At 58.5% G+C, this 26,504-nt stretch carries 25 protein-coding genes and 2 tRNA genes; 5 read left to right on the forward strand and 22 right to left on the reverse strand.

All coding sequences use genetic code 11. The annotated features are described in order from the left end of the window. Positions 1-236 precede the first annotated feature (236 nt). The 4 genes from CIW50_RS26655 to CIW50_RS26670 all read right to left on the reverse strand — a co-directional run bounded on the left by CIW50_RS26655 (position 237) and on the right by CIW50_RS26670 (position 1,760). Complete coding sequence (locus tag CIW50_RS26655; RefSeq protein ID WP_149534181.1) at positions 237-530, reverse strand: hypothetical protein; 294 nt, start codon at positions 528-530, stop codon at positions 237-239. 161 nt (positions 531-691) lie between these two features. Then, positions 692-1,360: a DNA methyltransferase gene (locus CIW50_RS26660; RefSeq protein ID WP_149534182.1), complete on the reverse strand. Its 669-nt coding sequence runs from the start codon at positions 1,358-1,360 to the stop codon at positions 692-694. Beyond that, positions 1,357-1,563 (reverse strand): hypothetical protein, encoded by a 207-nt coding sequence (locus tag CIW50_RS26665; protein ID WP_149534183.1) that lies wholly within the window; start codon positions 1,561-1,563, stop codon positions 1,357-1,359. Before CIW50_RS26665 ends, CIW50_RS26660 begins: the two co-directional genes overlap by 4 nt. After that, entirely contained in the window at positions 1,560-1,760 is a 201-nt protein-coding gene (locus CIW50_RS26670) for a hypothetical protein (protein WP_149534184.1), read from the reverse strand. The genes CIW50_RS26665 and CIW50_RS26670 overlap by 4 nt, the downstream gene beginning before the upstream one ends. Before the next feature lie 399 nt (positions 1,761-2,159). Between CIW50_RS26670 and CIW50_RS26675 the strand changes: the two genes are divergently transcribed. From CIW50_RS26675 to CIW50_RS26685, 3 genes are all read left to right on the forward strand, one after another. After that, on the forward strand, positions 2,160-2,420 hold the full coding sequence (locus CIW50_RS26675; protein WP_149534185.1) for a helix-turn-helix domain-containing protein: 261 nt from the start codon (positions 2,160-2,162) through the stop codon (positions 2,418-2,420). 326 nt (positions 2,421-2,746) lie between these two features. After that, positions 2,747-9,211, forward strand: coding sequence for a hypothetical protein (locus CIW50_RS26680; protein WP_149534186.1), 6,465 nt, complete (start codon positions 2,747-2,749; stop codon positions 9,209-9,211). After that, positions 9,099-9,944 carry a hypothetical protein gene (locus CIW50_RS26685; RefSeq protein ID WP_149534187.1) on the forward strand — a complete coding sequence of 282 codons (846 nt, stop codon included), beginning with the start codon at positions 9,099-9,101 and terminating at the stop codon, positions 9,942-9,944. Before CIW50_RS26680 ends, CIW50_RS26685 begins: the two co-directional genes overlap by 113 nt. Positions 9,945-10,072: 128 nt before the next feature. Here the strand turns inward: CIW50_RS26685 and CIW50_RS26690 are convergent, their stop codons facing one another. The 12 genes from CIW50_RS26690 to CIW50_RS26745 form a co-directional block, all read right to left on the reverse strand. Beyond that, positions 10,073-11,335, reverse strand: a complete 1,263-nt coding sequence (locus CIW50_RS26690) for a tyrosine-type recombinase/integrase (protein ID WP_149534188.1) — start codon at positions 11,333-11,335, stop codon at positions 10,073-10,075. 133 nt (positions 11,336-11,468) lie between these two features. Then, complete coding sequence (locus CIW50_RS26695; protein WP_149534189.1) at positions 11,469-13,028, reverse strand: site-specific integrase; 1,560 nt, start codon at positions 13,026-13,028, stop codon at positions 11,469-11,471. Between the two features lie 86 nt (positions 13,029-13,114). Next, positions 13,115-13,190, reverse strand: a tRNA-Phe gene (locus tag CIW50_RS26700). A 158-nt stretch (positions 13,191-13,348) separates the two neighbouring features. Then, positions 13,349-13,525, reverse strand: a complete 177-nt coding sequence (yacG, locus tag CIW50_RS26705) for a DNA gyrase inhibitor YacG (RefSeq protein WP_092145259.1) — start codon at positions 13,523-13,525, stop codon at positions 13,349-13,351. Continuing rightward, positions 13,515-14,138: a Maf-like protein gene (locus CIW50_RS26710; protein ID WP_149534190.1), complete on the reverse strand. Its 624-nt coding sequence runs from the start codon at positions 14,136-14,138 to the stop codon at positions 13,515-13,517. Before CIW50_RS26710 ends, yacG begins: the two co-directional genes overlap by 11 nt. A gap of 136 nt (positions 14,139-14,274) precedes the next feature. After that, on the reverse strand, positions 14,275-14,742 hold the full coding sequence (locus CIW50_RS26715) for an arsenate-mycothiol transferase ArsC (RefSeq protein ID WP_149534191.1): 468 nt from the start codon (positions 14,740-14,742) through the stop codon (positions 14,275-14,277). A 74-nt stretch (positions 14,743-14,816) separates the two neighbouring features. Next, entirely contained in the window at positions 14,817-15,314 is a 498-nt protein-coding gene (locus tag CIW50_RS26720; protein WP_089266102.1) for a UPF0262 family protein, read from the reverse strand. Further along, the gene (gene hisD / locus CIW50_RS26725; protein WP_149534192.1) at positions 15,311-16,606 is read right to left on the reverse strand and encodes a histidinol dehydrogenase; all 1,296 of its coding nucleotides are present in this window, start codon (positions 16,604-16,606) and stop codon (positions 15,311-15,313) included. The genes CIW50_RS26720 and hisD overlap by 4 nt, the downstream gene beginning before the upstream one ends. Before the next feature lie 103 nt (positions 16,607-16,709). Further along, complete coding sequence (locus tag CIW50_RS26730) at positions 16,710-17,156, reverse strand: DUF2948 family protein (RefSeq protein ID WP_149534193.1); 447 nt, start codon at positions 17,154-17,156, stop codon at positions 16,710-16,712. A gap of 18 nt (positions 17,157-17,174) precedes the next feature. Next, positions 17,175-18,464, reverse strand: a complete 1,290-nt coding sequence (gene murA / locus CIW50_RS26735) for a UDP-N-acetylglucosamine 1-carboxyvinyltransferase (protein ID WP_149534194.1) — start codon at positions 18,462-18,464, stop codon at positions 17,175-17,177. A 126-nt stretch (positions 18,465-18,590) separates the two neighbouring features. Next, positions 18,591-19,256: a Rossmann-fold NAD(P)-binding domain-containing protein gene (locus CIW50_RS26740; RefSeq protein ID WP_149534195.1), complete on the reverse strand. Its 666-nt coding sequence runs from the start codon at positions 19,254-19,256 to the stop codon at positions 18,591-18,593. Positions 19,257-19,294: 38 nt separating this feature from the next. Continuing rightward, the gene (locus CIW50_RS26745; RefSeq protein ID WP_149534196.1) at positions 19,295-20,233 is read right to left on the reverse strand and encodes an SDR family oxidoreductase; all 939 of its coding nucleotides are present in this window, start codon (positions 20,231-20,233) and stop codon (positions 19,295-19,297) included. A 105-nt stretch (positions 20,234-20,338) separates the two neighbouring features. Here CIW50_RS26745 and CIW50_RS26750 point away from each other — a divergent pair, with 105 nt between their 5' ends. Further along, complete coding sequence (locus tag CIW50_RS26750) at positions 20,339-21,001, forward strand: TetR/AcrR family transcriptional regulator (protein WP_149534197.1); 663 nt, start codon at positions 20,339-20,341, stop codon at positions 20,999-21,001. A gap of 21 nt (positions 21,002-21,022) precedes the next feature. Here the strand turns inward: CIW50_RS26750 and CIW50_RS26755 are convergent, their stop codons facing one another. The 5 genes from CIW50_RS26755 to CIW50_RS26775 all read right to left on the reverse strand — a co-directional run bounded on the left by CIW50_RS26755 (position 21,023) and on the right by CIW50_RS26775 (position 24,929). Beyond that, positions 21,023-21,529, reverse strand: coding sequence for a hypothetical protein (locus CIW50_RS26755; protein WP_149534198.1), 507 nt, complete (start codon positions 21,527-21,529; stop codon positions 21,023-21,025). Positions 21,530-21,678: 149 nt separating this feature from the next. After that, entirely contained in the window at positions 21,679-22,602 is a 924-nt protein-coding gene (locus tag CIW50_RS26760; RefSeq protein WP_149534199.1) for an alpha/beta fold hydrolase, read from the reverse strand. 40 nt (positions 22,603-22,642) lie between these two features. Then, on the reverse strand, positions 22,643-22,951 hold the full coding sequence (locus CIW50_RS26765; protein WP_149534200.1) for a UBP-type zinc finger domain-containing protein: 309 nt from the start codon (positions 22,949-22,951) through the stop codon (positions 22,643-22,645). A 20-nt stretch (positions 22,952-22,971) separates the two neighbouring features. Beyond that, complete coding sequence (locus tag CIW50_RS26770) at positions 22,972-24,681, reverse strand: FAD-dependent oxidoreductase (RefSeq protein WP_149534201.1); 1,710 nt, start codon at positions 24,679-24,681, stop codon at positions 22,972-22,974. Between the two features lie 35 nt (positions 24,682-24,716). Then, on the reverse strand, positions 24,717-24,929 hold the full coding sequence (locus CIW50_RS26775) for a hypothetical protein (RefSeq protein WP_149534202.1): 213 nt from the start codon (positions 24,927-24,929) through the stop codon (positions 24,717-24,719). A 330-nt stretch (positions 24,930-25,259) separates the two neighbouring features. Here CIW50_RS26775 and CIW50_RS26780 point away from each other — a divergent pair. Then, positions 25,260-25,334 (forward strand) — tRNA-Thr (locus CIW50_RS26780). A gap of 435 nt (positions 25,335-25,769) precedes the next feature. Here CIW50_RS26780 and CIW50_RS26785 read toward each other — a convergent pair. Further along, positions 25,770-26,285 carry an Lrp/AsnC family transcriptional regulator gene (locus CIW50_RS26785; protein WP_149534203.1) on the reverse strand — a complete coding sequence of 172 codons (516 nt, stop codon included), beginning with the start codon at positions 26,283-26,285 and terminating at the stop codon, positions 25,770-25,772. Positions 26,286-26,504: the final 219 nt, after the last annotated feature.

A 26,504-nucleotide genomic window follows, 5' to 3' on the forward strand; every position in this document is an offset into this window, starting at 1 on the left:
TTGCTGATGCTTGAACGGCCGTTCAACGTCGGTTCGTACCATCCCAATTAGTTCGCACCTGATCCTTGCAACGATTGAGCTCGTATTCGGAACGCTCTCGCCGTAATTGGGAACGTCAAACTGGGGGAGGATGTTAGCACACCCGGAAAGCGCCACCATGAGCACGCATAGTGCAAGACATGGCCGCCATTTCGTGTACATCTTGGATACCGGTTGTCGGGATGAGCTCGCGTGTGTCACGTGGAGCACTCGCCTGGCGTCACCGGCAGATGAGGAAAACCTCCAGCTGCTTTCGCCAAATCCCGACATTCGTCATCAGTCTTTGCATTCTTGCATATGTCGGATTTTTCGGTGCCCGGAAACGAAATGAAGCACACACCTCTGACAGCCGTCGGGCTGACCAGCCGACTCAGTTGCTCTGCGTCTATTCGCTCCATTTCGTCCAGCGAAGGCAGCGTTCTAAAGAAACGATTTTGTACCCACGCGGAATACCATTGCATTTTTTGCGAAAGCGTAAGTACGTCAGGCATTGCAAGCTTCCCCACAAGCTCAATGGCCGGCAATTTGAAGCAGTAGATACTAGAATCTCGAAATTGCAACCAGAACGTTTGTCCATCGAAAAAACAATAGGGGCAAAAGATCCGCTATCCCCATTTGGGGGCGTCTCGGGCCACCGCGCGCCGTACGACTACTATTTTGAACCTTCCAGCGCGGACGCGTTCAAGCGGAGGCCTGCCGTGAAGTGATGCTTGGCATCCAACTCAATACCGACGTAACTGAATCCGGCGTTTTTTGCAGCCATCAGGCTGGACCCGGAGCCGCAGAACGGGTCCAGCACCACGCCATTTGATGAGCTGAAGCTCTCGGCCAAAGGGGTCAGGAGACTGATGGGTTTCTGCGTCGGATGAAAACGGTTGCCCGTATATTCCCAATCGCGGACATCCGAGAGCGGAGCTTCCGGCAACACGGCATCGCCCTTCACGAGCAAGTAAGCCTGTTCATGGCGGTGTTCGAAGAAGCGCTTTGAAGAAGCGTATTTCTTCTGAAAGACGACATGCCCGACAATCCTGAACCCTGCCTTGCGCCAAGCCAGGATGAACTTGTCGGCGGCATTCCAGCCGTAGAAACTCAGGCAGAATGAGCCGGGCTTGAGTACGCGGTACATCTCAGCAAATGCTGGTTCGAGCCATTCGTCGCGGTCATCATTGGCGATGGTCTGCCCATCGCGCGAACGATAGCGCACCAGATAAGGAGGGTCCGTCAGCACCATATCCACACTGGTGGATGGCATGCGCCGCATGACCTCGACGCAATCTCCGTGGATGACGGTATTGCGCACGCTGGCAAGAGGAAGGCTCATGATTGAACCTCCGTGTCGAGATACTCGGCGTGCCAGCCGTCTTCACCGCAATGGTTGGTGGTGAAGTGCAGAAGTCCGTCGGCGTTATACAGGGCTATCGCCTTGGCAAGCGCTTCCCGCTCGTTGTTCGCGAGAACGACAGCCTCGTATACGGTCCAGTCGGTGAACCTGACGACGTAGCGCGGCGAAGCGGCGGGGCTCATCGCCCCGCCTCCTGGTCGGCCTTCGGCTCGCGGATGACCAGTCGGCCATCAACGGGCACGCAGCTGAGCTTGATGTTGAAGCGCTTGCCGTCCTCGTGCGGCCACGCGGCCCCCACTTTGGTCCAGTAAGCCTTGTCGCCTTCGCCTTCGACCACGTAGACCGCGTAAGGTTTCTGGCTCTTTTGGTTTGTCTTCATCGGATTATCTCCCGTTTGTTTTGCCAGCTGCGCCAATCGCGGCCGGACGGGAGTGCTCAAGGACAAGAGGTTCAAGCAGCGGCGCAAGGAGGCTCCGATCGAGGGACCCTCCGGGATACGGTTGGATGCCTTGCGCCGGGGCGCCTCGGTCCTAACTTCCCGTCGTCACTGGCCGTGTATTGGAGATAGCCCTACAACGGGATGAGTCCCCAAGACGAAGCAGGAGCCCGATAAAGCAGGTTTCGCGGACGCAAACGAAGAGACCTCCCATCTGGATCGAGGTAGGGCCATTGCCCGGCTGGGAGGAAAGCTGTGGCTTTAATCCCGAGTGGGTCGACCCGGACCGCCAGTCAACTACGCTAGTCACATGCGCCAAGCGCCGGACCCGAGGTGACCAGGATGAAGAAAGCCAAGCCAGCGTCACCACGGAATGCCAACTCCATCGATGTGCATATTGCTGGGCAGATTCGCAGGATACGGCTTGAGCGGAACATGAGTCAGGACGAGCTTGGCGAAGCCATCGTCGTCAGCTTCCAGCAGATTCAGAAGTATGAGCGCGCCGCAAACCGGGTCAGTGCAGGCCGCCTGTACGAAATTTGCGTAGCACTCGATTTCTCGATCAGCCAAATCTTTGAGGGTATGACGCCCAAGCCGCGCTGAACCTCTGCCCGTCGGCGAGACCAGGGGCGGCAACTGCAAGGGCGGACACAGCCGAGGGGTATCACCCGGTCTGCACAAGCGCTGCGCGGAAGACTGAGGATACGGCAGTGGCCGAGCGCTCTTACGCGAACCCTTGCAGGCGCCAGGGGCGACGCCCCCTTAGCTCTTCTTCCGCGAGGGATCGGATCGCAAACAGAAGGAGAAGCTACATGAATGACAGCGAATCGGCTTAGCTGTAAGCTGCAACTCTGACAACGAGAAGGAGCGATAGTGCTGAACATTGTGGGGAACGTATCGCCAGGACCCCACTTAGGGCAGGTGCGGTAATGACTAGCGTCGAATCCCCGCGCTCTGACTCGTTGGGCGCTCGCGCGTCAAATGCAGGCGACCAATTTCATGAGCTTTGGGCACTGCAGCAGGCGCTCGAACTTCTAAACCCGTCCTTAGGCTTGAGCGCCCTCACAGTTGAAGGCGTGGCGACCGAGGCGGAAGAAAGCGACCGCTCAGTTTGGGACGGCGTCGATTGCGCGCTTTACTTTGGCGGACAGTCCTTGGAAAGCGCTGCCCACATCGACATCGCACAACACAAATACTCGTCGACCGACCCGGATCAAGATTGGACGGTCGCACGCCTCTCATACAACAAGAAGAAAGACGGCAACAATTCGGCGCTTCGGCGCTTAGCGGACGCCTTCAGTGGCGCGAGGAAGGTGATGCAGGCTGATGCTGGGCTGCGCGTCCGCTTTATCAGCAATCAGAACATCTCCAGCGCAGTGTCCGATGCGATCAGCGCAATAATTACGCCCTCTCCCTCGAAGCTCGATCCAAAGCTCACAAGCGATATTCAGAAAATCCAGGCGGCCACAGGACTTGACGGTGAAGACCTGAATGCCTTCCTTCGATGCTTGGATTTCTCGGAGTGCGGCAAGTCGTCAAGGTCCTCCCTTCGCCGGTCTATCACCCAGCATGTATCCCAGATTCTCGGCGAGGATGAGAGTGCGACCGTCCGTGAGCTGATGTCCCAAATCCGCGAACTGATGATGCCGGGGTATTCCCGCGCAATTGTCACCCGACAAATGGTCTTGTCGTGGTTTGGCGTGACGACCGAGACCGGGCTCTTTCCAGCACAAAGCGATTTCAAATCGATAACTAGTGCCATTCAGCGCGAACCCACAACCAGATTGTTTGAAGCGATCAGCCGTGGCGCTAAGGTAACGTGTCTGCACGGCGGGGCTGGATGTGGGAAGACCACGACCCTTATACAACTAGGTTCGGCCTTACCTCCGTCGTCCGTTCTATTGCTTTTCGATTGTTACGGCGGCGGACGTTATCTCTTTTCTAATGATCGCAGGCACCTGCCCGAACATGCGTTCACGCAAATCGCAAACGAGCTTGCCCTAACGCTTGGAATTCCGTTCCTACTCGCGCGCGGATCTAAAGCGCCACTACTTATCAGGCGGTTTCTCGAACATGTGAAACTTGCAGCCGGACTTCTGGCCAAAGCACATCCTGAAGCCTTGCTAGTTCTTGGAGTAGACGCCGCAGACAACTCGGTAACGGCCGCCGCAAAATCTGACCCGAAAGATTCCTGCTTCGTTACCGAGCTCGCAAATGCCGATCTATCGATACTTCCCAACAACGTGCGGTTGGTTTTCAGTGCGCGCACCGTCAGAAAAGGTACACTAAAGCTTCCCGCTAATGTCTCAGAAGTCCCCTGCCCGCCGTTCAGCCTTGAGGAAACAAAGCAGTTCGTAGCCCTTAAGTTCGCAACACCCTCCAAGGATTGGATAGAGCAGTTTTATGCTTTGTCGGGAGGCGTGCCGCGCGTTCAGGACTATGCAATGAGCGCAGGCAACGGCGATCTAGAGTCTACGCTGAACGCTCTGCGTCCTGGCGGCAAGAACGTGGCTGACGTCCTGCGAAAGCTCTTCCACGACGCTACAAAGCGGTCCGGAAATGATGGGCTGTATCCTACATACATGTCCAGTATTGCGGCCTTGCCCGCTCCCATTCCGCCGGCACATCTTGCCGCTGTCTGTGGAGTTCAGGAATCGGAGATTCTGGATTTCGTTCAAGACACAAGACCCAGCCTTCGCGTCGAAGAAGATGGAATTTCGATAGCGGATGAGGATGTTGAGGACTTCATCCGCACCGAGGGACAAGCAGAAATAGCAAAGGCGCGGCAGACCATTTGCGATCACTTTGCTACGGTCTATACCTCAGACACCTACGCCGCCGTGAACTATGCAGACCTCCTCGCCTCCGCCGGGAGAGCGGATGCCATCCTCCCCATTATTGAGACGGATCTCGCGCCAGCAGCTATCGCTGATCCCATCATTAGAAGAGAAGTCCAACTGCGCAGATTGCGACTTGCCCAGTCTGCTTGTCGGACTGCAGGTAACTCGGTCGCCAGCATGAAGGTCGTGCTGTTGAGTGCGGAAGCCTCAAAAGATGAAGCCTTCCTGGCGGATATCCTCAATCAGCACCCGGATCTTTCGACGCGATTTGCTCGATCGTCGCTGGTTAGGCTTGTATTATCGGATTCCGACAGAACCAAGAGCCAGGGGCGGGTTCTCATTCAGGATGCGGCGCGAGCTGCGCAAGCTGGAAACGTCATCCAAGCACGCGAACAGCTATACTATTACGATGAGTGGTTGGAACGTCGAAAGCGCGTGCCAGAGGAAGATCGAGGGGATTGGAAAGTCGAAACGGACGACCTGGTCGCCCGCATAGAAACCATAGCGCTTCTAGAGGGTCCTGCCAGCGCATATCAAGACATGATGCGTTGGAAGCCACCGCACGCCCGGATTCAGGTTGCGCTAAAACTCATTCCTCAGCTTATCGCGCGCGGCAACACAGGTATAGTGCAGAAGGCGGTGGATGACGGCCTCTTACCGTCGGCATGGAAAATCCTACTCCTCGTACCGCTGGCCCTATCGGGAGCAACGATTCAAGCTGAAGACCTAGAGCGGGCATTGCTCGGATTGCGTCGGGCATTGATCGCACCACTAAACGGAATTGGCTATGTATCGTCCCAGGATAGATGGACCCCTGAACTCCATGGGCTGGTAGTCACCGCATGCGAGATTGGTTTTTCCATTGGCGTCTCCGAACTATCAATTCGCAAAGCGCTGAAACTCATTGCCGATTTCGACCGGAAGTTTGACAAACAGTCCTCGTCCTTTGACGCCGACATCCTCGACATACTGCTGAGGGCTTGGCTCCTTCGACGGACGCTCGACAAATTGCCAACAACAGCCGACGAATTTCTAAAGTTCATCGATCCCGAAGGGAAGAAGCCAAAGGCGACGAATCCCCGAAAGAAGCGTCGTAGCGCGAAGGCAAAGCCGCAAGAGCGGTCGTCCTCGCCTCCACTCGACAGCGAACAACGGCAGATCGTCTCAACCGCGTTCAAGGTCTATGTGAGCCGCATCCCTTTGTTGCAACATCACGCCAAGAACGGAAGCATTGATGACACCCTCGTCGAGGAAATCACAGGCTTTGGTTATGAGGACTATCTATTCAAACGCCATGCAGGCATCGGCATCAAGCCGAGAGCAGCCCTCAGCGTTCTTAGTTTGATGCATCTTAGGGGAGCCTCCTGGAAAGCTCTTTTTACAAAAGCCGCCGGTTTGGCATCGTTCGATTATAACGACCCGTTTGCGCATCGCCTTGTCCCACTTTGGCGCTTCTTACTCTTGCGCGATGAAAGCCGTGATTTCGTCCTGCAGTCGCTTGCAGAGAGAAGAGACGGGATTCGGTTGGCGAGAGAGCCAGCTTCGGACAAGGTCAATGCTGCAATTGAGTTTAGTCGCCTTTCGCTGAATTTCAGCGAACCCGACGCGCGCGCTTTCTTTGAAGAAGCCGTCGTTCTGGCCCAGCAGATTGACCGGGAGGCAATGAATCAAATCGAGGTGCTTCATGCCCTCACCGTTCATTCCACGAAATGGAACCAGAATGCGAGGACGGCCGCGGTTCCTATCTCAGTAAACGTGTTCACTGAAATAGCAGAACGCCTTCGCAACGAAGAACATTTCCCATGGGAAGGAAGCATAAACTGCCTTGTACGGCTTCATGCGCCAACGGCCCTCGCGGCGGTTTCCCGCTGGTCGGACCAAGGCACGCACGGCCTCTCTGAATCCCTGCGATTGTTTCTGGCAGAGGTCACCCGACTTGGAGGCCTCTCTCCATCTGCTGCGACTTCGCTGTTGACCCTTATAGATTATGCTCCAGATCAGCTTAAGGCAGACATCGTCAATGGGCTGCGAAGCGTTGAGGAGGTGCCTGCCAACCTCGTCCTGGAAGAGTTGGCAGTGGAGTGCTTGCTGTTAGAGCAACCGGGCCTTATAGCCGCCCAAGCAGGGGTCTTGCTGGATGCTGCCAAACCCCTGAAGGGAGATCGCCTCCCCGCATTTCGACGGCTTGCTGAGACGTTTCAATATCTAGATGCCAGAAGAACAAGGCCACCAAAGGTGAAGGCCGAGAAGCGCACTGTCCCAAGTCTTGTCGGGCAACGCTTCGTTACCCAAGCAGCAATCGAGGCAGAATATGACGCCGCCCGCAAGACGGGCGGTTACTTCGACACCGTATCATTCCTGAGCCAGATGATCAGCGTCACCTCATCGCCGGGCGATCGTGTGCTCTTTCTTGATGCCTTGGCGATAAGCAATATTAACGCATTTAGCGAATCAACACGCGCATCCGTTATCCTGGCCGCTTTATCGGCATGGGAATCGATACCATCAGTCCAGCAGTGGTGCTCAAGGTCGCTACCATCCGTTATCGTGCATTGTTTCTCCGGCCTCACGGGCCGGTATTATGGCAGGCATCATTCTACTGGTTTGAAGGAATTGCTTGCGGCCACTCACCTTCCAGATTCCGATAAACTCAACATCATAACCGAAGCTCTAGAGGGCATCGGTCTTTCTCTAGGCGGCGAATCACTGTTCGGTATTGCCGAGCTCATGGCCATCCTCTTAACGTCTCAAGAGGCCCATGAAGTATTTGACTGGTATCTTTTTCGTCTGAACGAGCGCGTCCTACATGATGAGAAAGATCTGAAACCGGATGATTTGCCAGAAGATCTAAACGCTGCGGTCGGTCGCTTTCTCTTTGCGCTTATGAGCGACGTCGACACACGCATTAGATGGCGTGCAGCCCACGCCGCGCGACGACTAGCGAGAATGGATGACACCGCCTCTTTGAATGCAATCTACGCCAACTTCGACCGTGTATCAGATGACGTCTTTCGAGCGCCGTCCGCGCCATTTTATTTCTTGGCCGCGCGGCTTTGGGCCGCAATGGCCGCCGCGAGGATTGCGAACGAGGCGCCAACAGCTCTAATGGGCATTCATGCCAAACTCATTACAATTGCGCTCGATGAGACACAGCCTCATCTGCTCATTCGTGAACATGCCAAAGCCGCGCTCCAAGCACTGGATGACACGAAGCATGCCAAGCTTGATTCCGACCTAAAGAACAAAATTCGTAAGATCAATATCTCGCCGTTTAAGCCCAAGCAGCGCAAGGAAAACAAGTATCCCGGCATTGATCGAGGCGAAAGGAAGGATGAACGGCACCACTTCGGCTACGACACCGTGGAGCATATGCTATTGCCCGTTCTTAGGATGTTTGTTGGCCTTACGAAGGAAGAACTATTCGAGCGCCTGGAGTATTGGCTAATCGACCAATGGCACACACCCGACAAGGTCCACTATTGGGATCTTGAACCCCGCAAAAGCCGTTACAGCGACCGCGATCAGAGTCTCTCACATTCACATAAGGGCGGGCGGCCGCTCATTGAACGGTATGGATACTACCTTGAATGGAATGCCATACTCTGCGTGGTGTCCGAGTTTCTGCAGAAGTATCCATTGTGGAAGACGGACGATAGGTGGGGCTCATTTAGCTATTGGCTTTCTGAACTATCGCTCACGGAGTCGCCAGCATGGCTCTCGGACCTACGCGACCCGAAGCCGCTAGAAGATCAATTTTGGCTCCCCGGCAAGGAGGATGAAAGCAGATGGGTAAGCCGCACATCACATCAAGATTTCCTGGCCGCGCTGTTTCCCTCAGAGGGAAAGAATCGGAGCATTATCCGTGTGGATGGCTCCTGGGTCTCAGCGTTTCCGACGCGCGAAATGCGCACCGACATTTCCAGCGCTCTGATTAATCCAGCTACAGCATCATCACTCGCACGCGCCCTGCAGATGCGGAACGACCATCGATGGGGGTATCACTTCCCAGATGAGCGGGAAAACGAAGACGAATTTGATCGAGGGTTTAGTGTCATGCCATTCAAACTTACGGGATGGTTGATTGACATCAGAAATGATGGAGGACTCGACAAGAAAGACCCTTTCACAAACGCAATTGGTTCAGGTCGGCGCTCACTTGGTAAGGTCATTGAAGCACAGCTGAACTTGAAAGCAGCACCCCTGCCCGCGAAAGCCTGGAAAATGGAGGGGCTAACGTCAGTGGCAGCGGAGCAGATCATTTGGTCGGACCTACCTGAAAGATACGACGATGGTTCATGGAGATCGCGAGAAACGAAATCGCACGGCCATCTACTCCAGATTCAAGCAGACGTGCTATCGTCCTTCCTCAAATCAGAGAAGATGGATCTGATCGTTGGCGTTCACATCGAACGGAGGCTGGAGCAAGAGTATAGGGGCAGGCATGGCGGCGAAACAAAGAAAACCAAGTCGTTCGAGAAATTCTTCATCTTCCGTGCCGACGGAACGATCGAAGATTACCAAAGAAGTATTGGCACTTGGCGAAGCGCTCGTTGAGCAATTCAAGCTTAAGCCGGATGACGACATCTTGGGTCAGTGGATCACGCATCATCTCGCGGAGAAGTTTACCGAACACAAGAACGCCAAAGGTGCGGCAAAGGATGTTCTTGGTGCCGAGCTAGTCGACACTATTATGAAATTCTGGAAGCATCGTGCGGTTTTCCCACGTGGCGATGCACCTTTTGAGAACTACGATGCGATCATTCGGGCTCTGGAAAGCTTCGATCCGGATCGTGAGCGATACTTCAGCTATAGAGCCGCCAATGAAGCCATCGATGGCGCTACCCCTGCGTCGCGGCAGCTCATCGACCTTGCAAAAAGTTTGGACCGCGGAACGCGTGCCCTAGTCAACTTTTGCTTCACCTATGCCGCGTACGCCTCCGGAAAGCCGCCCAAGGCTTGGCTCGATGCAGCAAGGGTGCTGGAAGCAGACACCGACGTGAGGATTGTGAGGCGCTTTGTTGACGCAAGTGAAGCGCTTGACGCCTCCGAAAAGAGAGAACCAACCGCTACTGAACTTGAAATTGAAAGTCTTGTGGATGTGCAAGCCGACTTGGCCGCTCTTTTGGAGTCCGCAAAGATAATTGGAGAAGTCATTGATGCCCGTTTGAAAGGCTTAACAAGCAAGGTTGCTGATGGCAGGCCAGTCCACGTTGCTAAGAAGAGGTCTTCACAAACAGCCCCCAAAAACAGGAAAGCTACGTCGAAAAAGCGGCTGTCCGGGCGATAGGCCATTCGGCTCCAGCCAGTGACCACCTCGGTCTGACCAAGATTAGTAAGAGCGCCTATGCGCAAAAAGCGAACCGCTACCGGTTCGTAAAAGAGAAGGGCCCCTCGGCCCTCTAAGAAGCAGGCTGACTAGGCCTGCTCATAGAGTTCAGTATCGTCTTTGGGTCGCACTACGGGCTTCCGCCGCACCTTCGGCTTTGCTCGAACCACATTGATCGCCGCTGCATCCAGCCGATTCTTAATGTGAGCGGCATAGAACCTCTCAATCATCTCCACGCTGGTCCGGCAGTTCTTGGCAATCTGATAAATATCAGCTCCCTCCATCAACCGCATGCAGATGTAGGTATGTCGCAAACTGTACGCAGTCCGGCGATTGCCATCCCTATCAAGTTTGAGTTCGCTCCGATCAAGCACCCCGTTGAATAATTTGATGTGGTTGCCTGGAAACACGTGGTCCGTCGGCTTTGGCAATTGCGGCGCCTCGGTTGACGGCGGTGCCTTGGCCCTTGCCCGTGCTTTGCCCTGCTTGGTGTATTTGGGACGGGCCAGCAGCCGCTCGTATGGGCTCACCGCCATGGGCGTGCTCTTGCAGTAACCGATGCCCCGCTTGCCCCGCACCTCGATCTCCAGGATGCGCTCACCGCTGTGGGCATCTTCAACAATGGTCACGTCCCGATGCTGGAGGTTCTTGGCCTCATCCGGCCGCAGGCCGGTGTTTGCGAGGAACAGGACGTAATCGTGGACCTGCTCCGCCCTCCAGCGATGATGGATCTGGCTAGCCTTGGCATGGGCGCGGGTGGCACCGTAGAGCTGCTTGTATTCATCCGGGCTGAACCAGGGCCGGTGTACGACCTTGCCCGATGTCTTGTAGGCCGGTGAGAAATCCGGAAGGTGCGCGAGCCATTCGTGACGGATGGCCGTCTTCAACACCTGCCGGATGGTCACGATTTCATCGTGGATGGTGCTGCGGGCGGGCGCCTTGCCGGTCGTTGAAGTCGATATCCGGTGAACCCGGTACTCTTGGACCTTGCCTGGCGTGATTCGAGAAAGAGCTAGGTCTCCGAAGAAGGGCAAGAGGTGCAGACGCAGCCGAATGGCGTAGCCCTCAATCCACCGGGGACTGCGTTGCCCCTCGGTGATGACCTCATATTCCTTCTGGAACTGCTCCGCGGCTTGCCGGAAGGTTTTTTCGTTGATGAGCAAACCGGCCCGGGATTTTCCCCGCAGCTCCAAATACCAGTCCTCGGCGAACTGCTTGGCGTGGGCGAGGCTCTCTTCCTTCGTACTGATTCGCCGGTTCCGGCCTTTCAGGTAGGTGGAGCACTGCCAGTAATTGCTGTTCTCACGTTTATAAACGTGGAGCTTACCGCCCATCAATTCATGGGTGATCATCCTGACCTCCTTCCACGGTGTTTTGTGTAACACCTGTGTAAGGGGGTTTTTCACAAAAAATGGGCTATGGAATCACCATAACCCATTGGAATGTTTGGTTGCGGGGATAGGATTTGAACCTATGACCTTCAGGTTATGAGCCTGACGGTCCTTTAGTCGGATCAATGTTCAAGTGAGGGATCTTACAGATTTCACGATACAATGCTTCGACCGGAAATTCCCCGTACGCGTCAGCCACCGATTTTGAACCATGACCGGTCATGGCCTCCAGAATATCTTTCGCGAGGCTGTAGCGACGTCCTAGCGTCTTCATGCGGTGGCGCCAAGAGTGGCTCGGAGAGATGCGAGGATCCGTGATGCCAAGTTGCCTAACAAAGCGCCCGATCACCTTTGTCCCGTTGCCACCGCGCTTCCCGAATTTGTCTGGCGGTAGCTCGGAGAATATGGGGCCGGCTTTTTTCTGAAGGGCAAATTTCAGAAAACCACTTTCCTCAAGAGCCGGATGCACCGGAATAATTCGCTCGGATCCTGCCGTCTTCACCGAGCCAGCTTCCGGCATGATTTTCATGCACCAGATGCCGTCGATCTCGACCACGTCCTCGCGACGCAATTGGCAGATCTCAGATACGCGAGCTCCGGAATAAGCCCCGATCCATGGCACCCAACGTTTCACCGGATCCGAAGACGCCGTTGCGGCGACCAGAACAATTTTAGCCTCCTCGTCGGTGAAGCTTCGCTTCTTCTCACTCTGCTTGCTTCGAGTGTCGAGCGAAATTCCATCCGCAACATTCGAGCTCAGCTTCTTATTGGCGACGCCCCACTGAAGGATCGCCCGAACTGGTGCGAGTTTGGCATCCTGGATCGTCTTGGGCCGAAGACCCTCGGTCAACATCGCTTCTTTCCAGCGAACCATGTCGTCGCCAGTAAGGGCCCGAGCATTGTCATGCTTTAAGAACGCGACCAGCTGTTTCACGACGCGTGACCATTCATACAACGTCTTCTCAACAGGACGGCGCTCTTTAGCCCAACCGTCAACCAGATCGTTGAATGCGAATGGCTCCTGAGAGGGCATTGAAGGTAAGATAGGCGAGCTGCTCGCAGCGATAGGCGCCGCCGCGCCGACGCCTTGCGACAGCTGCTGCAAAGCGACACTGGCACGCTGAACCGCAGCTCCGATCGCGCGAGCCAATATCCTGTTGTCGCTTCCGGCCAGTCGAAGGCCGACATTTGAGGCGCAGCTATCGGCCCATTCCAGGCACCACCGCTCCATTTCTCGGACCCGTAGCTCATCCCTATCTACGACGATCGCAGCGGCGTCGTAGAGGAACTCGTAATTCGCCGAGATCGGGCTGGGCTGAAAAAGCCGCGGACCTAGATCCACGCGCCAATCAGTCTGCTGGCTCGGATTTTCCAGGTATCGCTGTAACCATCTGTCGTAGAATGCCGCGGCAAGATGATGCGCCTCACGCTCACTCAGGCTCTTCTGGCCGGATCTGAGATTGGCCCATTTCGCCTCGATTTCAGCCAGGGCGGCGGAATGCTTCACTTTCGCCAGCGCGGGATCCTTGGTCCCGAGCGTGCGAAGTTCCTCACGCTTTCCCACGAGCGTAATGAGCTCGTCCGGAACGCGTTTTCGCAGCCAATAGATCCCCGTTTTGGGGTGCTTCCAAGGACGTGACATTGCAAGGGGCATGTGTATCACCCGTGTGTATTACCGGGTAGCCCTCAAGTCATTGTTTTCACTGAATTGTCTTTGGGGACAAAGGCTTAGTAAGCCTATGGTGCCCAGGGGCGGGATCGAACCACCGACACTGCGATTTTCAGTCGCATGCTCTACCAACTGAGCTACCTGGGCGCCGCCCCGGATCAGGTCCAGGGAGCGCCGGTTTATAGTCAGCCAAATCGGCCCTGTCCACCCGCCCGATGGCAATTCTGTGAACGAAGATTTTGCCGTCAAAACAATGGGAAATGGCCGCTTCGGATTGACTGGCGCAGCGCGATCGCCCGTCGCGCCTATTCGGCATCCTCGTCATCCGTCGGTTTGCCGGGAATCGCATAGGAGCCCGACAGCCAGCGATTGAGATCGACATCACGGCAGCGCTCGGAGCAGAACGGCTTGGACGCCTCGACAACGGGCTTGCCGCAGATGGGGCACGGCTTTTCGCCGGATTTGGACGCTTTAGCTTGCATTCAACCAACCGAAACGGATCGGGAAGCCTTCGCCTCCGAGCAGTGACACGGTTTCGTAAAGCGGCAGGCCGACAATATTGGTGTAGGAGCCAACCATCTTGACCACAAAGGAGCCGGCGATGCCCTGCACGGCATAGCCACCGGCTTTGCCGCGCCATTCGCCGGAGCCGATATAGGTCGAGATGTCTTCCTCGTTGAGCCGCTTGAAGCGTACCTTGGTCTCGATCAGCCGCTGCCGGAAGCTTTCCTTGGGGGTCACGATACAGACCGCCGTGTAGACGCGGTGGTTGCGGCCCGACAGCAGGCGCAGGCACTGCGAGGCCTCATCGACCAGCTCCGCCTTGGGCAGGATACGGCGGCCGACAGCGACCACGGTATCGGCTGCAAGAATGAACGAGCCGCGCAGTTCGTCATCGAGCTGGACGGATTTGAGCGCAGCTTCCGCCTTGGCGCGGGCCAGACGATTGGCGCAGGCGCGCGGCAACTCGCCCCGCTTCGGGGTCTCGTCGACATCGGCGGGACGCAGTGCATCGGGTTCGATCCCGGCCTGATTGAGCAGGCTCAGACGGCGGGGCGAACCGGAGGCGAGAACGAATTTGGGACGGCCGAGCATGCGGGCTGATGATCCTGGAAATGCGGCCGGAACCTATCGGAAGGGGGATGGTGAGACAACTGCCTCCACATACTCGTCATTCCGGGTTCGCTCGCCAAGGGGCGAGCGCCCCGGAATGACGAATGTGCTTTAGCATTTACCCGCTGGCAGCGCCGCCTTTGGCGAAACGTTTGCGGATACGCAGTAACAGGCCATCGCAGACCTCGCGATAGGCGGCCAGTTTCTGTTCGCGGTTACCTTCGGTTCCCGTGGGATCCACAGTCGGCCAGTATTCGACCTCAGCGGCATCGGTGCGCGTCAGGTCCAGCGCCTTGTGATGCGCCTCCGGCGAGAGCGTGATGATGAGATCGAAATTGAGCCCTTCCCAATCCTCGAGTTCCGCGAAGGTCATGGGCTTGTGCCTGGAGATGTCCTGGCCGAGCTCGGCCATCACGGCCACCGCGAAGGGATCGAGCTCCCCCTTTTTCACCCCGGCGGATTTCACATACAGCGCCTGCGGGAACATCTGCTGCAACAGGCTGGCGGCCATGGGCGAACGCACGCTGTTCTGGCCACAGGCAAACAACACCGCCTGCGGCGTGCGCGCGCGTGGCGGCGCGGCCATCCGCTTACGCTCGCTTTTTCTGGCGCATGACCTGGTCCGAAAACCGGAATCCACTTTTCGGGATCATGCGTTGCTCAGCCCTTCCAGTGAAGGACAGAGATCAACGTAAAAAGTCGCCGCGATGTCTCGAAGTCGACCCGCACCTTGCCGGCCAGGCGTTCCTGCAGCGTCCGCGAGCCTTCATCATGGATACCGCGGCGGCCCATGTCGATGGCTTCGATCTTGTCCGGCGTGGCCGTACGGATCGCCTGATAGTAGCTGTCGCAGATCATGAAGTAGTCCTTCACAATGCGGCGGAACGGCCCGAGCGACAGAAGGTGCGCGACGACAGGGGTGCCGTCCTCGCGGCGGATGTCGAACATCAGCCGGCTGCCGGTGATGCCGATATGCAGCGTAAACGGGCCGACATGCGCACCTTCCGGCGCGAACAGATTCTGCTCGATCAGGTCGTAGATCGCGATCGCGCGCTCATGCTCGATATCCGGCCCGGAACGGCCGATCGATTCCTCATCGAGCGTCACCGCCACGATGCGGTTGTTGCTGTCATCCTCTGGTGGAGGGGCGTTACTCATCGCAAATTGAGGCGCAATCCGACTGAACGTGCGTGGGCATCGAGACCTTCGGCCTTGCCCAGCGTCATCGCAGCCGGTCCCAGCGCCCGTAGCTGATCCGGCCCGCACTTCAGGATCGATGTTCGCTTCATGAAGTCAAGTACGCCTAGGCCCGACGAGAATCGCGCCGAGCGCGCCGTCGGCAAAACGTGGTTCGAGCCGCCGACATAATCGCCGATAGCTTCCGGCGTATGATTGCCCAGGAAGATCGCGCCGGCATTGCGGACCTTCAACGACAGGGCATCGGCATCTCTAGTCATGATCTCAAGATGCTCGGCGGCGATGGCATTGGCCAGCTTCACGGCCTCGTCCATTGTCTGTACCAGAATGACAGCGCCATAGTCGTCCCATGACGCCTGCGCGATGGCCGCGCGCGGGAGCGTGGTAAGCTGCGCCTCGACCGCGCGGATGACGTCATCGGCCAGCGCCTTGCTGTCCGTGATCAGGATCGACTGCGCATTGACGTCGTGCTCAGCCTGCGCGAGGAGATCCGCCGCAATCCAGTCGGCATTGGCGGTATCGTCGGCAATGACCAGCACTTCTGAGGGGCCGGCGATCATGTCGATGCCGACCTTGCCGAACACCTGGCGCTTGGCTGCGGCCACATAGGCATTGCCGGGACCAACGATCTTGGCCACCGGCGCAATGGTCGCGGTGCCATAGGCCAAAGCGGCCACGGCCTGTGCGCCACCGACGCGATAGATCTCGGACACGCCACCAAGCTTCGCCGCGGCCAGCACCAGCGGGTTGAGCTTGCCGTCCGGCGACGGCACCACCATCACCACGCGCTCCACACCGGCGACTTTGGCCGGCACGGCATTCATCAGGACCGACGATGGATAGGCAGCAGTCCCCCCGGGCACATAGAGGCCAACAGCGTCAATGGCGCTCCAGCGCCAGCCGAGCTCAACGCCCAGCGCATCGGTGAAGCGGTCGTCCTTGGGCAGCTGGCGCTTGTGAAACAGCTCGATCCGGTCGCGGGCGAATTTGAGAGCGTCGACGGTCTCGACATCGCAAGCGGCGACGGCGGCATCGACTTCGGCCGGGCTCACGCGCAAGCCGGAGGCGCTGAGGTCCAGCCGATCGAACTTGCGGGTGGCCTCCAGCAGCGCTGCGTCGCCACGGGCGGCGACGTCATCGACAATGGCGCGGGTGGCAGCCTCGATATCAGCAGCGACTTCACGCTTCATGGTCAGGAAAGCATTGAAGCGCTGGGTGAAATCGGCGCTGGCGGTATCAATACGAATTGGCATTCTGGTGTTCCGGCGGGGCCTTGCCGGCCAAGGCCCCCTGCTCAATGGCGCGGCGGCTAAGGGCCGTCAACCCTGTGCTGCCATGGAAAGGATGAATAGCGGATCAGGCGTCCAGGCCGGAGGCCTCGGTGCCGGCATCGCTGGTCAGATCGTCCGGGCCGAGATCGGCCAGTTCGACCTCAAGGCACTCAACGTCGAGCCGCAGGGCACCGCCGCCGGCAAACATTAGGACCGCGCTGCCGCTCGGCGCCTCGCCATGATGGAATTCAATGCCAAGCAGTTCCAGAGCGACATCGGGCGTGTCGAGATCGATATCCCTGGACTTGCAGGCCAGCACGCGGTCGAACCGCAGCGCCGAGACCAGCCGGCGCGGCGTGACTTCCCCTGAAATCGTCTGATCCCAGTCGAGCCGGCTCATGCCGACCACGAGCCGCTTCTCGCTTTGCCGCCAGATGATGTCGCCGACATTGACAGCCGCATCCTGCACATGCGCGGAAATCACCGCGAGGTCGTCGGCATCCAGTGCAATCAGCTTGCGTTGACCCGTCACGACGCCCCCTAGAGAACCCTATCCGCTGATGCGCTCGATGGTTGCGCCGCAGGCGGACAGCTTTTCCTCGAGCCGCTCGAAACCGCGATCGAGATGATAGATGCGGTTGACCATGGTCTCGCCTTCCGCGACGAGGCCGGCAATCACCAGAGAGACCGAGGCGCGCAGGTCGGTCGCCATCACGGGCGCGCCGCGCAGCTTGGCCGTACCGTCGATGGTCGCGGTTTCACCGTCGAGGTGAATTCGCGCGCCGAAGCGTGCCAGCTCCTGCACATGCATGAAGCGGTTCTCGAAAATCGTCTCGGTGATATGCGAGGAGCCCGAGGCCGTGGTCATCAGCGCCATCAACTGCGCCTGCAGATCGGTCGGGAAGCCCGGGAATGGCGCCGTCGACACGTTCACCGGCTTGATGCCGGAGCCGTTGCGCGAGATGCGGATGCCGTCATTGTTCGGCGTCACCGTCGCGCCAGCCTCGACCAGTACGTCGAGCGCCGACTGTAGCAATTCAGGCCGAGCGCCTGAGAGCTGCACGTCGCCCCCGGTCATCGCCACGGCCATGGCATAGGTGCCGGTCTCGATGCGATCCGGCAGTACGGTGTGGCGTGTGCCATTCAGCTTGGCCACGCCCTCGATGGTGATCGTCGTGGTGCCGGCGCCGGTGATGCGCGCGCCCATCTTGTTCAGGCAGTCGGCGACGTCCACGATCTCCGGTTCACACGCCGCATTCTTGATGACGGTCGTGCCCTTGGCCAGCGTCGCGGCCATCAACGCGACATGGGTGCCGGACACGGTGACCTTGGCGAAATCTATCTCGGCGCCCTTGAGGCCGCCGGGAGCCTTGGCGATGACGTAGCCGCCGTCGATGGTGAGCTCGGCGCCGAGCTTCTCCAGCGCCATGATCAGCAGATCCACCGGACGAGTGCCGATGGCGCAGCCGCCTGGCAGTGACACCTTGGCTTCATGCATGCGCGCCAGCAGCGGCGCGATCACCCAGAACGAGGCGCGCATCTTCGAGACCAGCTCATAGGGCGCAGTGGTGTCGATGATATTGGCGGCGGAGATGTGCAGGGTCTGGCCCTGATATTCATGGTCGCCGGGACGCTTGCCCGCCGACATGATATCCACGCCGTGATTACCGAGAATACGCTGCAATTGCGCGACGTCGGCCAGACGCGGCACATTGTCGAGAATCAGCGTCTCGTCGGTCAGCAGACCGGCGATCATCAATGGCAGCGCCGCGTTCTTGGCGCCCGAAATCGGGATTGTGCCATTGAGTTTGCTGCCGCCGACGATGCGAATGCGATCCATACCGATTCCCGCTGATTGCTGTGCCCCGACTATAGGGCGGATGGCCTCTTTAAAGCAAAAGCGTCGAAATTTGCGGTTTTTCGATGAGGCCGGCCGCAAATCTGTAAAAGGGCCGAATCGGCCGGTTTAGGCACCGACCAGGTTGATATCATCCGTCTCAAGAATGGGCTTGGAATAGCCGTTGCGAACCACCCGTATCATGGCGCGACCGAGTTTTTCGGTCGTCGTGACGTATTTCGGCGCGATCCGGTTCAACAACGACCATAGCGGCCCGGTGCCCGTATAGATCGCCTGCACCCAGCCGGTCTTGGACCTCACACCGTGCAGCGGCTGGATGCCCCCGGGGCGAAACATGTAGGCCGCCCTGAACGGCAGCTTGAGCAGATCGTTCTCGGTCTTGCCCTTGACCCGCGCCCACATCACGCCGCCTTGCTCGGTGCTGTCGGTGCTCTGGCCGGTGACGTAAACGAAAGTCATCGCCGGATTGAGCCGCACCAACGTATTCGCCACCACGAGGGTGATGTCGTAGGTAATCCGGCGATAGTCCGGCTCGCTCATGCCCAGCGAAGAAACCCCGAGGCAAAACAGGCAGGCGTCATAGCCCGTCAGGTCAGGCGCGATGGCCGACAGGTCGAAAAGATCACTATGCGTGATCTCACGCAGTTTGGCATTGCTCTGGCCCGTCGGGCTCCGCCCGACGACGAGAACCGCTTCAACTCCGGGATCCAGCAGGCATTCGCGTAGCACGCCCTGCCCGACCATGCCGGTTGCGCCGAAGAGGATGACTTTCATCTGATTTCCCGTCGCCTCGTCATTGCTGCATTCCGAATTCATGCAGCGGCCGCGACCTGATCGAACGATACGCTGGTCAGTTCAGCCGAGACATCCCACAGGCGTGCCGCCACGGCGGCGTCTTTGGCCTGTGGCATAATTTTCGCGGGGACCGGCGGACCCTTCATTTCGTAAAAGCCACTGGGTCCATAATACCCGGCCTTCTGAGCGTGCGGAGAAGTCGCAGCAAACAAGGTCGGCAATGCGCCGCTGGCTGCAGAATGGCTGAAAAGCGGGCCAAGCACCGCGCCGGCCAATGCCATCCATCCGGAATTTCCAGGCCCCTTGGCGATCAGATCGGTGCGCGCGAAGCCCGGATGTGCGGCATTGCTCATCAGCCCCCACCCGTTGGCATCGCTTCTGCGCTGCAACTCGATGGCAAAAATCAGCATAGCAAGTTTCGACTGGGTATAGGCCTTCCCGGGCGAATAGGAGACCATACCCTGCAGGTCGTCGAAATCGATCTTGCCGGAGCGGTGTGCGAGGCTGGAGAGGTTCACCACGCGCGGCCCATTGGCCCGGCGCAGAAACGGAAGCAGTCGCGCGGTGAGCGCGTAGTGGCCGAGATAGTTGGTGCCGAACTGCATCTCGAAATCATCAGCCGTCGTCTGCCGCACCGGCAGCGCCATCACGCCGGCATTGTTGATTAACAGATCGAGCGACGAGTACATCGCGCCGAAACGGCGCGTAAATGATGCGACTGAGGCGAGGCTGGCCAGATCAAGGGTCTCATAACTGACAATGGCATGAGGACATCGCTCGCAGATTCGATCAATCGCCTCACTACCCTTGGTGTCATTGCGCCCGGTCAGCACGACCTCGGCGCCGGCCCCAGCAAGCGCCAAAGCCGTTTCGAAACCGAGGCCTCCAGTCGCGCCGGTTACAACGGCAAGTTTGCCTGCCATAGGCGGAATGTCCCTGGTGGTCCAATCGCTCATCTCTGTCTCCCCACATCCGATCAGCGGCGCGAACGCCTGCGCAAGGCTAAATGTGCACTCAGTGCAAATTTGCAATAGGTGCAGGCAGGTCTTATCTTGAGGTCGATGAACACCGCCAAGCCCCTGAAATCAAAACCGAAAAGCAATGCTGCCGGCAGCACCGCAACCGCGGGGCTGCGCGAACGCAAGCGTGAACAGACCCTGCAGCGGCTGACGGAAGCGGCCATGAAGCTGTTTCTGGCCAAAGGCTACGAGGCCACCACGCTGGACGACATCGCAACCGCCGCGGAGATTTCGCGCCGCAGCTTCTTCCATTATTTCGCATCCAAGGAAGACGTCGTGGTGGCTTGGCAGGACCGTAGTGCCGATGCCATGACCACCGCGATCGCTGAACGCCCTGCGGAGGAATCGATGATCACCGCGGCCGAAAACGCGATCCTGACGATGACCCGGCATCTCAATCCCGAGGACGCCATCGCCATTGCGCGATTGAAAAAAGAGACACCCGCGCTGCAGGCGCGCGAACAGGTCAAATACGAGAAGATGGAGCGCGCAATGGCTGAGGCGCTTGCGGCGCGCGCCAGCGACAAGGCCGGTCGGACGAGGGCGCGGCTGGTAGCGATGATCACCACCGGCGCTATCCGGATTGCGAGCGAGAACTGGCTGACCCAGGGCGCACGCGAGAAACCGGACTTGCTGGTCAGGCGCATGTTTGCGGATATCCGGGCGGCCCTCGACGAGCCGCCCACACGGAAGGCGAAGACCTAGCCGCCCGACGCTTTCTTGCGATCAGGCAAACCCGCCAGACAGCGGGCGAAACTTCCTGATAGCAAGAAAGGTCGTGACGACGAAGAACACCAGTACGATGCCCTGAACGATCGCAAAAGGCGGCTCGCTCGGCGGCACGCTCGGCGCCAGCGCGTGCAGCGGCGGCACCTTCAGGAAGCTCTGGATCACCAGGACGAACACGTTGAGATAAAGCGAGATCATTGCGGTCAGCACGTAAATCCAGCGCCATGGCCCCGCCAGCTTCTGGCCGTACAGCGCTAGACAGGCGATCGCCAACAGCACCAGCGAAATGATGCCGATGACATGCGACGGCAGCAACTTTTCGACCGGGAAAAAGAAGCCGGTCACGCTGGTCAGGATCGTCGTCAGCAGAAACAGACCGGTCCAGCCGCGCATCGTAGTGGACTTCAAGAGACCGACCATCGCAATCAGGCCGGCAACGATGCCGACCAGGCTAAGTACAACGTGAACCAGCGTGAATGTCGCCAAACTCATCCCTAAGACCATGATGCACCCCTGCTTTAGAACTCCTCAAATCTTAGGGTGCAGCACGGGAACTTGCCAATGATTTTTGGCTGACACTCATCATATACATTTGCGTGCAGGGCGCCGTTTCGTTCAAGACTTTCGCGTTCGATCAATAGAACCGCGCAATCCTACTTGTTGAGAAATTCAACCAGTTTCGGGATCACCTGATCGGGGGCCTCTTCCATCAGCCAATGACCGGCGCCCTTGACGATGACCCCATCGACATTGGTGGCGACCAGACGCCCCTGCTCGATCAGGAATGCCCCACCAGCCTTCTCGCCGGAAAGAACCAGCATTGGCATCGGCAGCTTGGTCTTGGAGAGCTCTGAGAATTCTGCAGCATCCTTCTCGAAGGCGCGGAAGACCTCGAAGCCCGCCGCCATGTGGCCGGGTTTCGCATAGGCCTTGGCGTAGAACACGCGATCCTTCTCCGGCACCGACTTCTTCGGATCGGCGGCAAAATCATTCCAGAAGTGCTCGAGGTAAATCCGCTCGCGGCCCGCAACCAGTGCCAGCGGCGTCTTACCGTAGAAATGAAAGTGCCAGAGATCGCGCAGCAGCCAGACATGCGTCCAATCGCCGACACCAGGCAAAAAGGCATCCATCAGCGCGATGCGATCGACTTCGCTCGGATATTGCGCAGCATAGGCATAGGCGACCATCAGGCCGATGTCGTGGCCGACAATTTTCACCTTGGGATATTTCAGGCTAACCACCAGCGCATGGATATCGCGCGCCATCGCCGCCTTGTTGTAGCCATCAGCCGGCGCGTCGGAATCGCCGAAGCCGCGCAGATCCGGTGCGATCACCGTATGACTGGCCGCAAGTTTCGCAATCAGTGGGCGCCACATATGGCTGGTCTCGGCATAGCCGTGCAGCAGCACGATCGGATCGCCCTTGCCCGCAATGAGATAATGCAGCTTAACGCCGTTGACGGTGGCGAAGTGGCTTTGCGGAGCTTGCGCCGATGCGGATACGGGGAGAAACGGTGCTGCCAGGACGGCCAGCAGCATACCGAGCAAAGCCCGACGTCCGATCGTAAAAATGTACATGATGTCCCCACTGAAACATCGCCCGAGTCGGGCGATCATCTCAGTAGTAGCGCGGAATCGGCCCGTTGTGCGGAGTCTTTCGATCCGACAAATCGAACATGACTTCGTCGACATAGCACCAACCCCAACCTTCGGGCGGATCATAGCCTTCGATGATCGGATGCTTCGTGGCGTGGAAATGTTTGGTCGCGTGCTTGTTCGGGGAGTCGTCGCAGCACCCGACGTGACCGCAGGTCCGGCAGATCCGCAAGTGCACCCACATACTGCCCGTCTTCAGGCATTCCTCGCAGCCGAGTGCGCTCGGCGTAACGTCGCGAATGCCGGAGATATGGGTGCAACCTTTGGACATGAGGATCTCCCGTTGCTGGCCTAAAGGGTCGGAGTGGCCGCATCGCCGAGAAAACCATGCAGCGCTGCCACCACCTGGGCGCCCTCGCCAATCGCGCCGCCGACGCGTTTGACCGAGCCCGAGCGTACATCGCCGACCGCAAAGACGCCGGACACCGACGTCTCCAGCGCCTGCACGCTGCGGCCATTGGAGGGGATCCCCGTGATGATGAAACCATGACGATCGAGCGTGACGCCGCAATCCGCCAGCCATTCGGTGGCCGGATCGGCGCCGACGAACAGGAACAGATTGCGGATGTCAGCGCAGGACTCCTCGCCGGACAGCCGACTACGGGTGCAGATCCGTTCGAGCCCCGCTTCATGCGTGCCTTCGAGCGCGACGACTTCGGTGTTGAACACCAGCTCGATATTTGGTGTCGCCTCGATGCGCTCGATCAGATAGCGCGACATGCTGGCACCGAGGCCGCCGCCGCGGATCACCATATGCACCTTGTTGGCCTGACTCGCGAGAAACACCGCCGCCTGACCTGCAGAATTGCCACCGCCGACCAGGTAGATTTCCTGCTCCCTGCACAGCCGGGCCTCGATCGGAGATGCCCAGTACCAGACGCCGCGACCTTCGAAATCGGCGAGCCTCTCGATGTCCGGCCGGCGATAGCGTGCGCCCGATGCCACCACGATGGCCTTGGCACGCATTACATCGCCGTCGTCGAGTTCAAGAGCGAACAATCCGTCCTTGCGTGAACAGTCCAGCGACTTCACGGCCGCCGGGATCATGATATCGGCGCCGAACTTCTGTGCCTGATTGAAGGCCCGTGCCGTGAGCGCCATGCCGGAGATGCCGGTGGGAAAGCCGAGATAATTCTCGATCCGCGCGCTGGCGCCGGCCTGCCCTCCGAATGACTTGGCATCGCATACCGCAATCGACAAACCTTCCGACGCGCCATACACCGCGGTGGACAGGCCCGCAGGTCCGCTGCCGACGATGGCGACGTCGTAGGTCTTGCCCTTGGCGATATGGCTGATCATGCCCATCGCGCGGGCGAGTTCGGAGAATGACGGATTGCGCAGCACCGTGCCGTCGGCGACCACCACCAGCGGCAGATCCTCCGGCGACGGCGTATAGCGCGCGATCAGATCGGCGGCGTCCTTGTCCGTTGCGGGATCGAGCAGATGATGCGGATAGCCGTTGCGGCTGAGAAAGCCCTGCAGGCGGATGACATCGCTGGAATTGGCCGCGCCGATGAAAGCCGGACCGCCGGCGCTGCCCTGCAGGAGGTTCACCCGACGCAGGATCAGCGCACGCATGATGCGCTCGCCCAGATCCGCTTCCGCGATCAGCAGCGCGCGCAGCCGTTCCGGCGGAATCAGCAGCGTCTCGACATCGCCTTCAGCGTGACCGTCAACCAGCGCGACGCGGCCCGACAGTTGCGCTATCTCGGCCACGAACTGTCCGGTGCACTGATCGGCCACCGGCGTAATGCGGCCGAAACCGTCGCGCTGGGTGATCGCCACATGTCCGGACAGCACCACGAACATGCCAGGACCGGGCTTGCCGGTCTCGAACAGGCAATCGCCATGCTTGTAATGCCGGATCTCACCGAAGCGGCGCATCCGCTCGATCTCCGCCGCCGTCAGCACGGGGAAAGTCTGATCGTGACGCGGCAGCGCTGCCCGCGGCGCATAGACCGGCAGCTCGGCGCTGGATGATGCCTGGGATTCTGATGACATTTAAACTCGCATGCTCACGCGGAGGATAGGTGCCATCAATCCCGATCTGGATCGACGGGTCTTGAACAGAAGTCCTGTATCTTATCGGCATCCGATGACGCCTCGACTGCGACGGCATCGCCAGCCTGGCTGGCGCGCCCGCGCATTTGCACCTTCCGGCGCTTGAGATTTTCACGCAGCGCCTGGCGCAGCCTGTCCTGACGGGCAGTTGCACTTTCCTTGACGGGTTTGCTCGGCGTATCAGTCATCGGCTGTCACGGTCGATCGAATGGCGTGCAGAGCGCCGAATTGGATCCTGTGACTCCATACATAACCACCTTCAACGGATCACGCGAGATATCGACTTCGAGATGATGATCCGGCCAAAGAAGGCTCTGCCGGCGGTTGTCGAGGCCATGGGGAACCGGATCGACCCGCCAATGGCGAAGCGCAAGGCGGCTGCAACCGCAACAGGCCGACCACACCCCTGTTATAATGATGCATTCGAAGTGCCAGCCGCGCTTGCGCCGCCCGCGACCTTGTGGCAAGGATCGCCCCGCTTGGTAGGCGCCCTTGAGGCTGATTCCTGTACCCAGCATGCTGCCGTAGCTCAGTGGTAGAGCACTCCATTGGTAATGGAGAGGTCGACAGTTCAATCCTGTCTGGCAGCACCATCATTTTCCCTGATGAATCAATAGATTATCCTAACTGAGCCACCTGACAGTCAGGCATCTGACGGCAGAACAGAACGGGAAATCGCGCTTGAATACGGGGAATATCCGGAGACTCTGTTCCCGGCCCGTTCCAATCGCCCAGCATAAGCAGCCATATCACCGGACTCAAACGAACTGGAAACAGCCTCCCTTCGCGGGGGCGGTACGCTTGTGGCTTTGAATGATGGACCAAAATCGAGATGATCGCTGAATCCCGCCCTAACCCGCGGGTTTTTCGTTTGGCGCACATAATGCCTCTGCCGACCCCCGTCGAACCGTGGAAGACGCAGATGCGATCGGCCGGCACGTACTGCTCTAGCCGGAAATTGTGGAACGGTGCTGCCCGCAGCACACGCACGATTACACTCCATACGGCAGCTTCGGAGCCGCGGCATCTCAATGCGACAGGGAATGCGCCGCCGAAGATATATCGCCCCTGCCCTGCTTCACCGAAGCATTCATGAGCGGCAATTCGGTCGTCGACTTGATCTGCTCCATCGTGAACATTGACGACACATCATGCAGATCAATCTTGGCGATCAGCCGCTGATAAAGATCGTCGTAGGCCCGGATATCCGAGACCACAGCCCGGATCAGATAATCCACGTCCCCGCTCAAGCGATAGAAATCGACCACTTCGGGGAAACTTACGACGATTTTCCGGAAGCGCTGAACCCACTCGGCGTTATGCTGGTTCGTTCGCACGGCGATGAAAACGCTGACACCCAGATTCAGCTTATCTGCATCCAGCAACGCGACGCGTCGCTTGATGTAGCCAGAGCTTTCGAGCTTCTGGATGCGACGCCAGCACGGCGTGGAACTCAGACCGACGCGATCGGCGAGGTCCTGCATGGAAAGGCTACTGTCTACCTGGAGTGCCGCGAGAATTTTGCGGTCGAGCTCGTCGAGCATGTTGGCCTCCGATGAAGGGTGCACGCAGAATATTTCTGCCGTTCATTACCATCGTGACGCAATGCTATTGCGAGATCTGGAAGTTCGCGAGCATAAACAATTGTCACCGCTGCGCATTCGAGCAGCAGGCTGGCGTCAAAAGCGACGCCTCCGCTAACGCAGCGCCAAGAGGAATTCGCCAGCACGTATCGTTATATCGGCTCGTTGAATGAACTTGCG

It is taken from the genome of Tardiphaga sp. P9-11 (genome assembly GCF_008329525.1).
Lineage (GTDB): Bacteria > Pseudomonadota > Alphaproteobacteria > Rhizobiales > Xanthobacteraceae > Tardiphaga.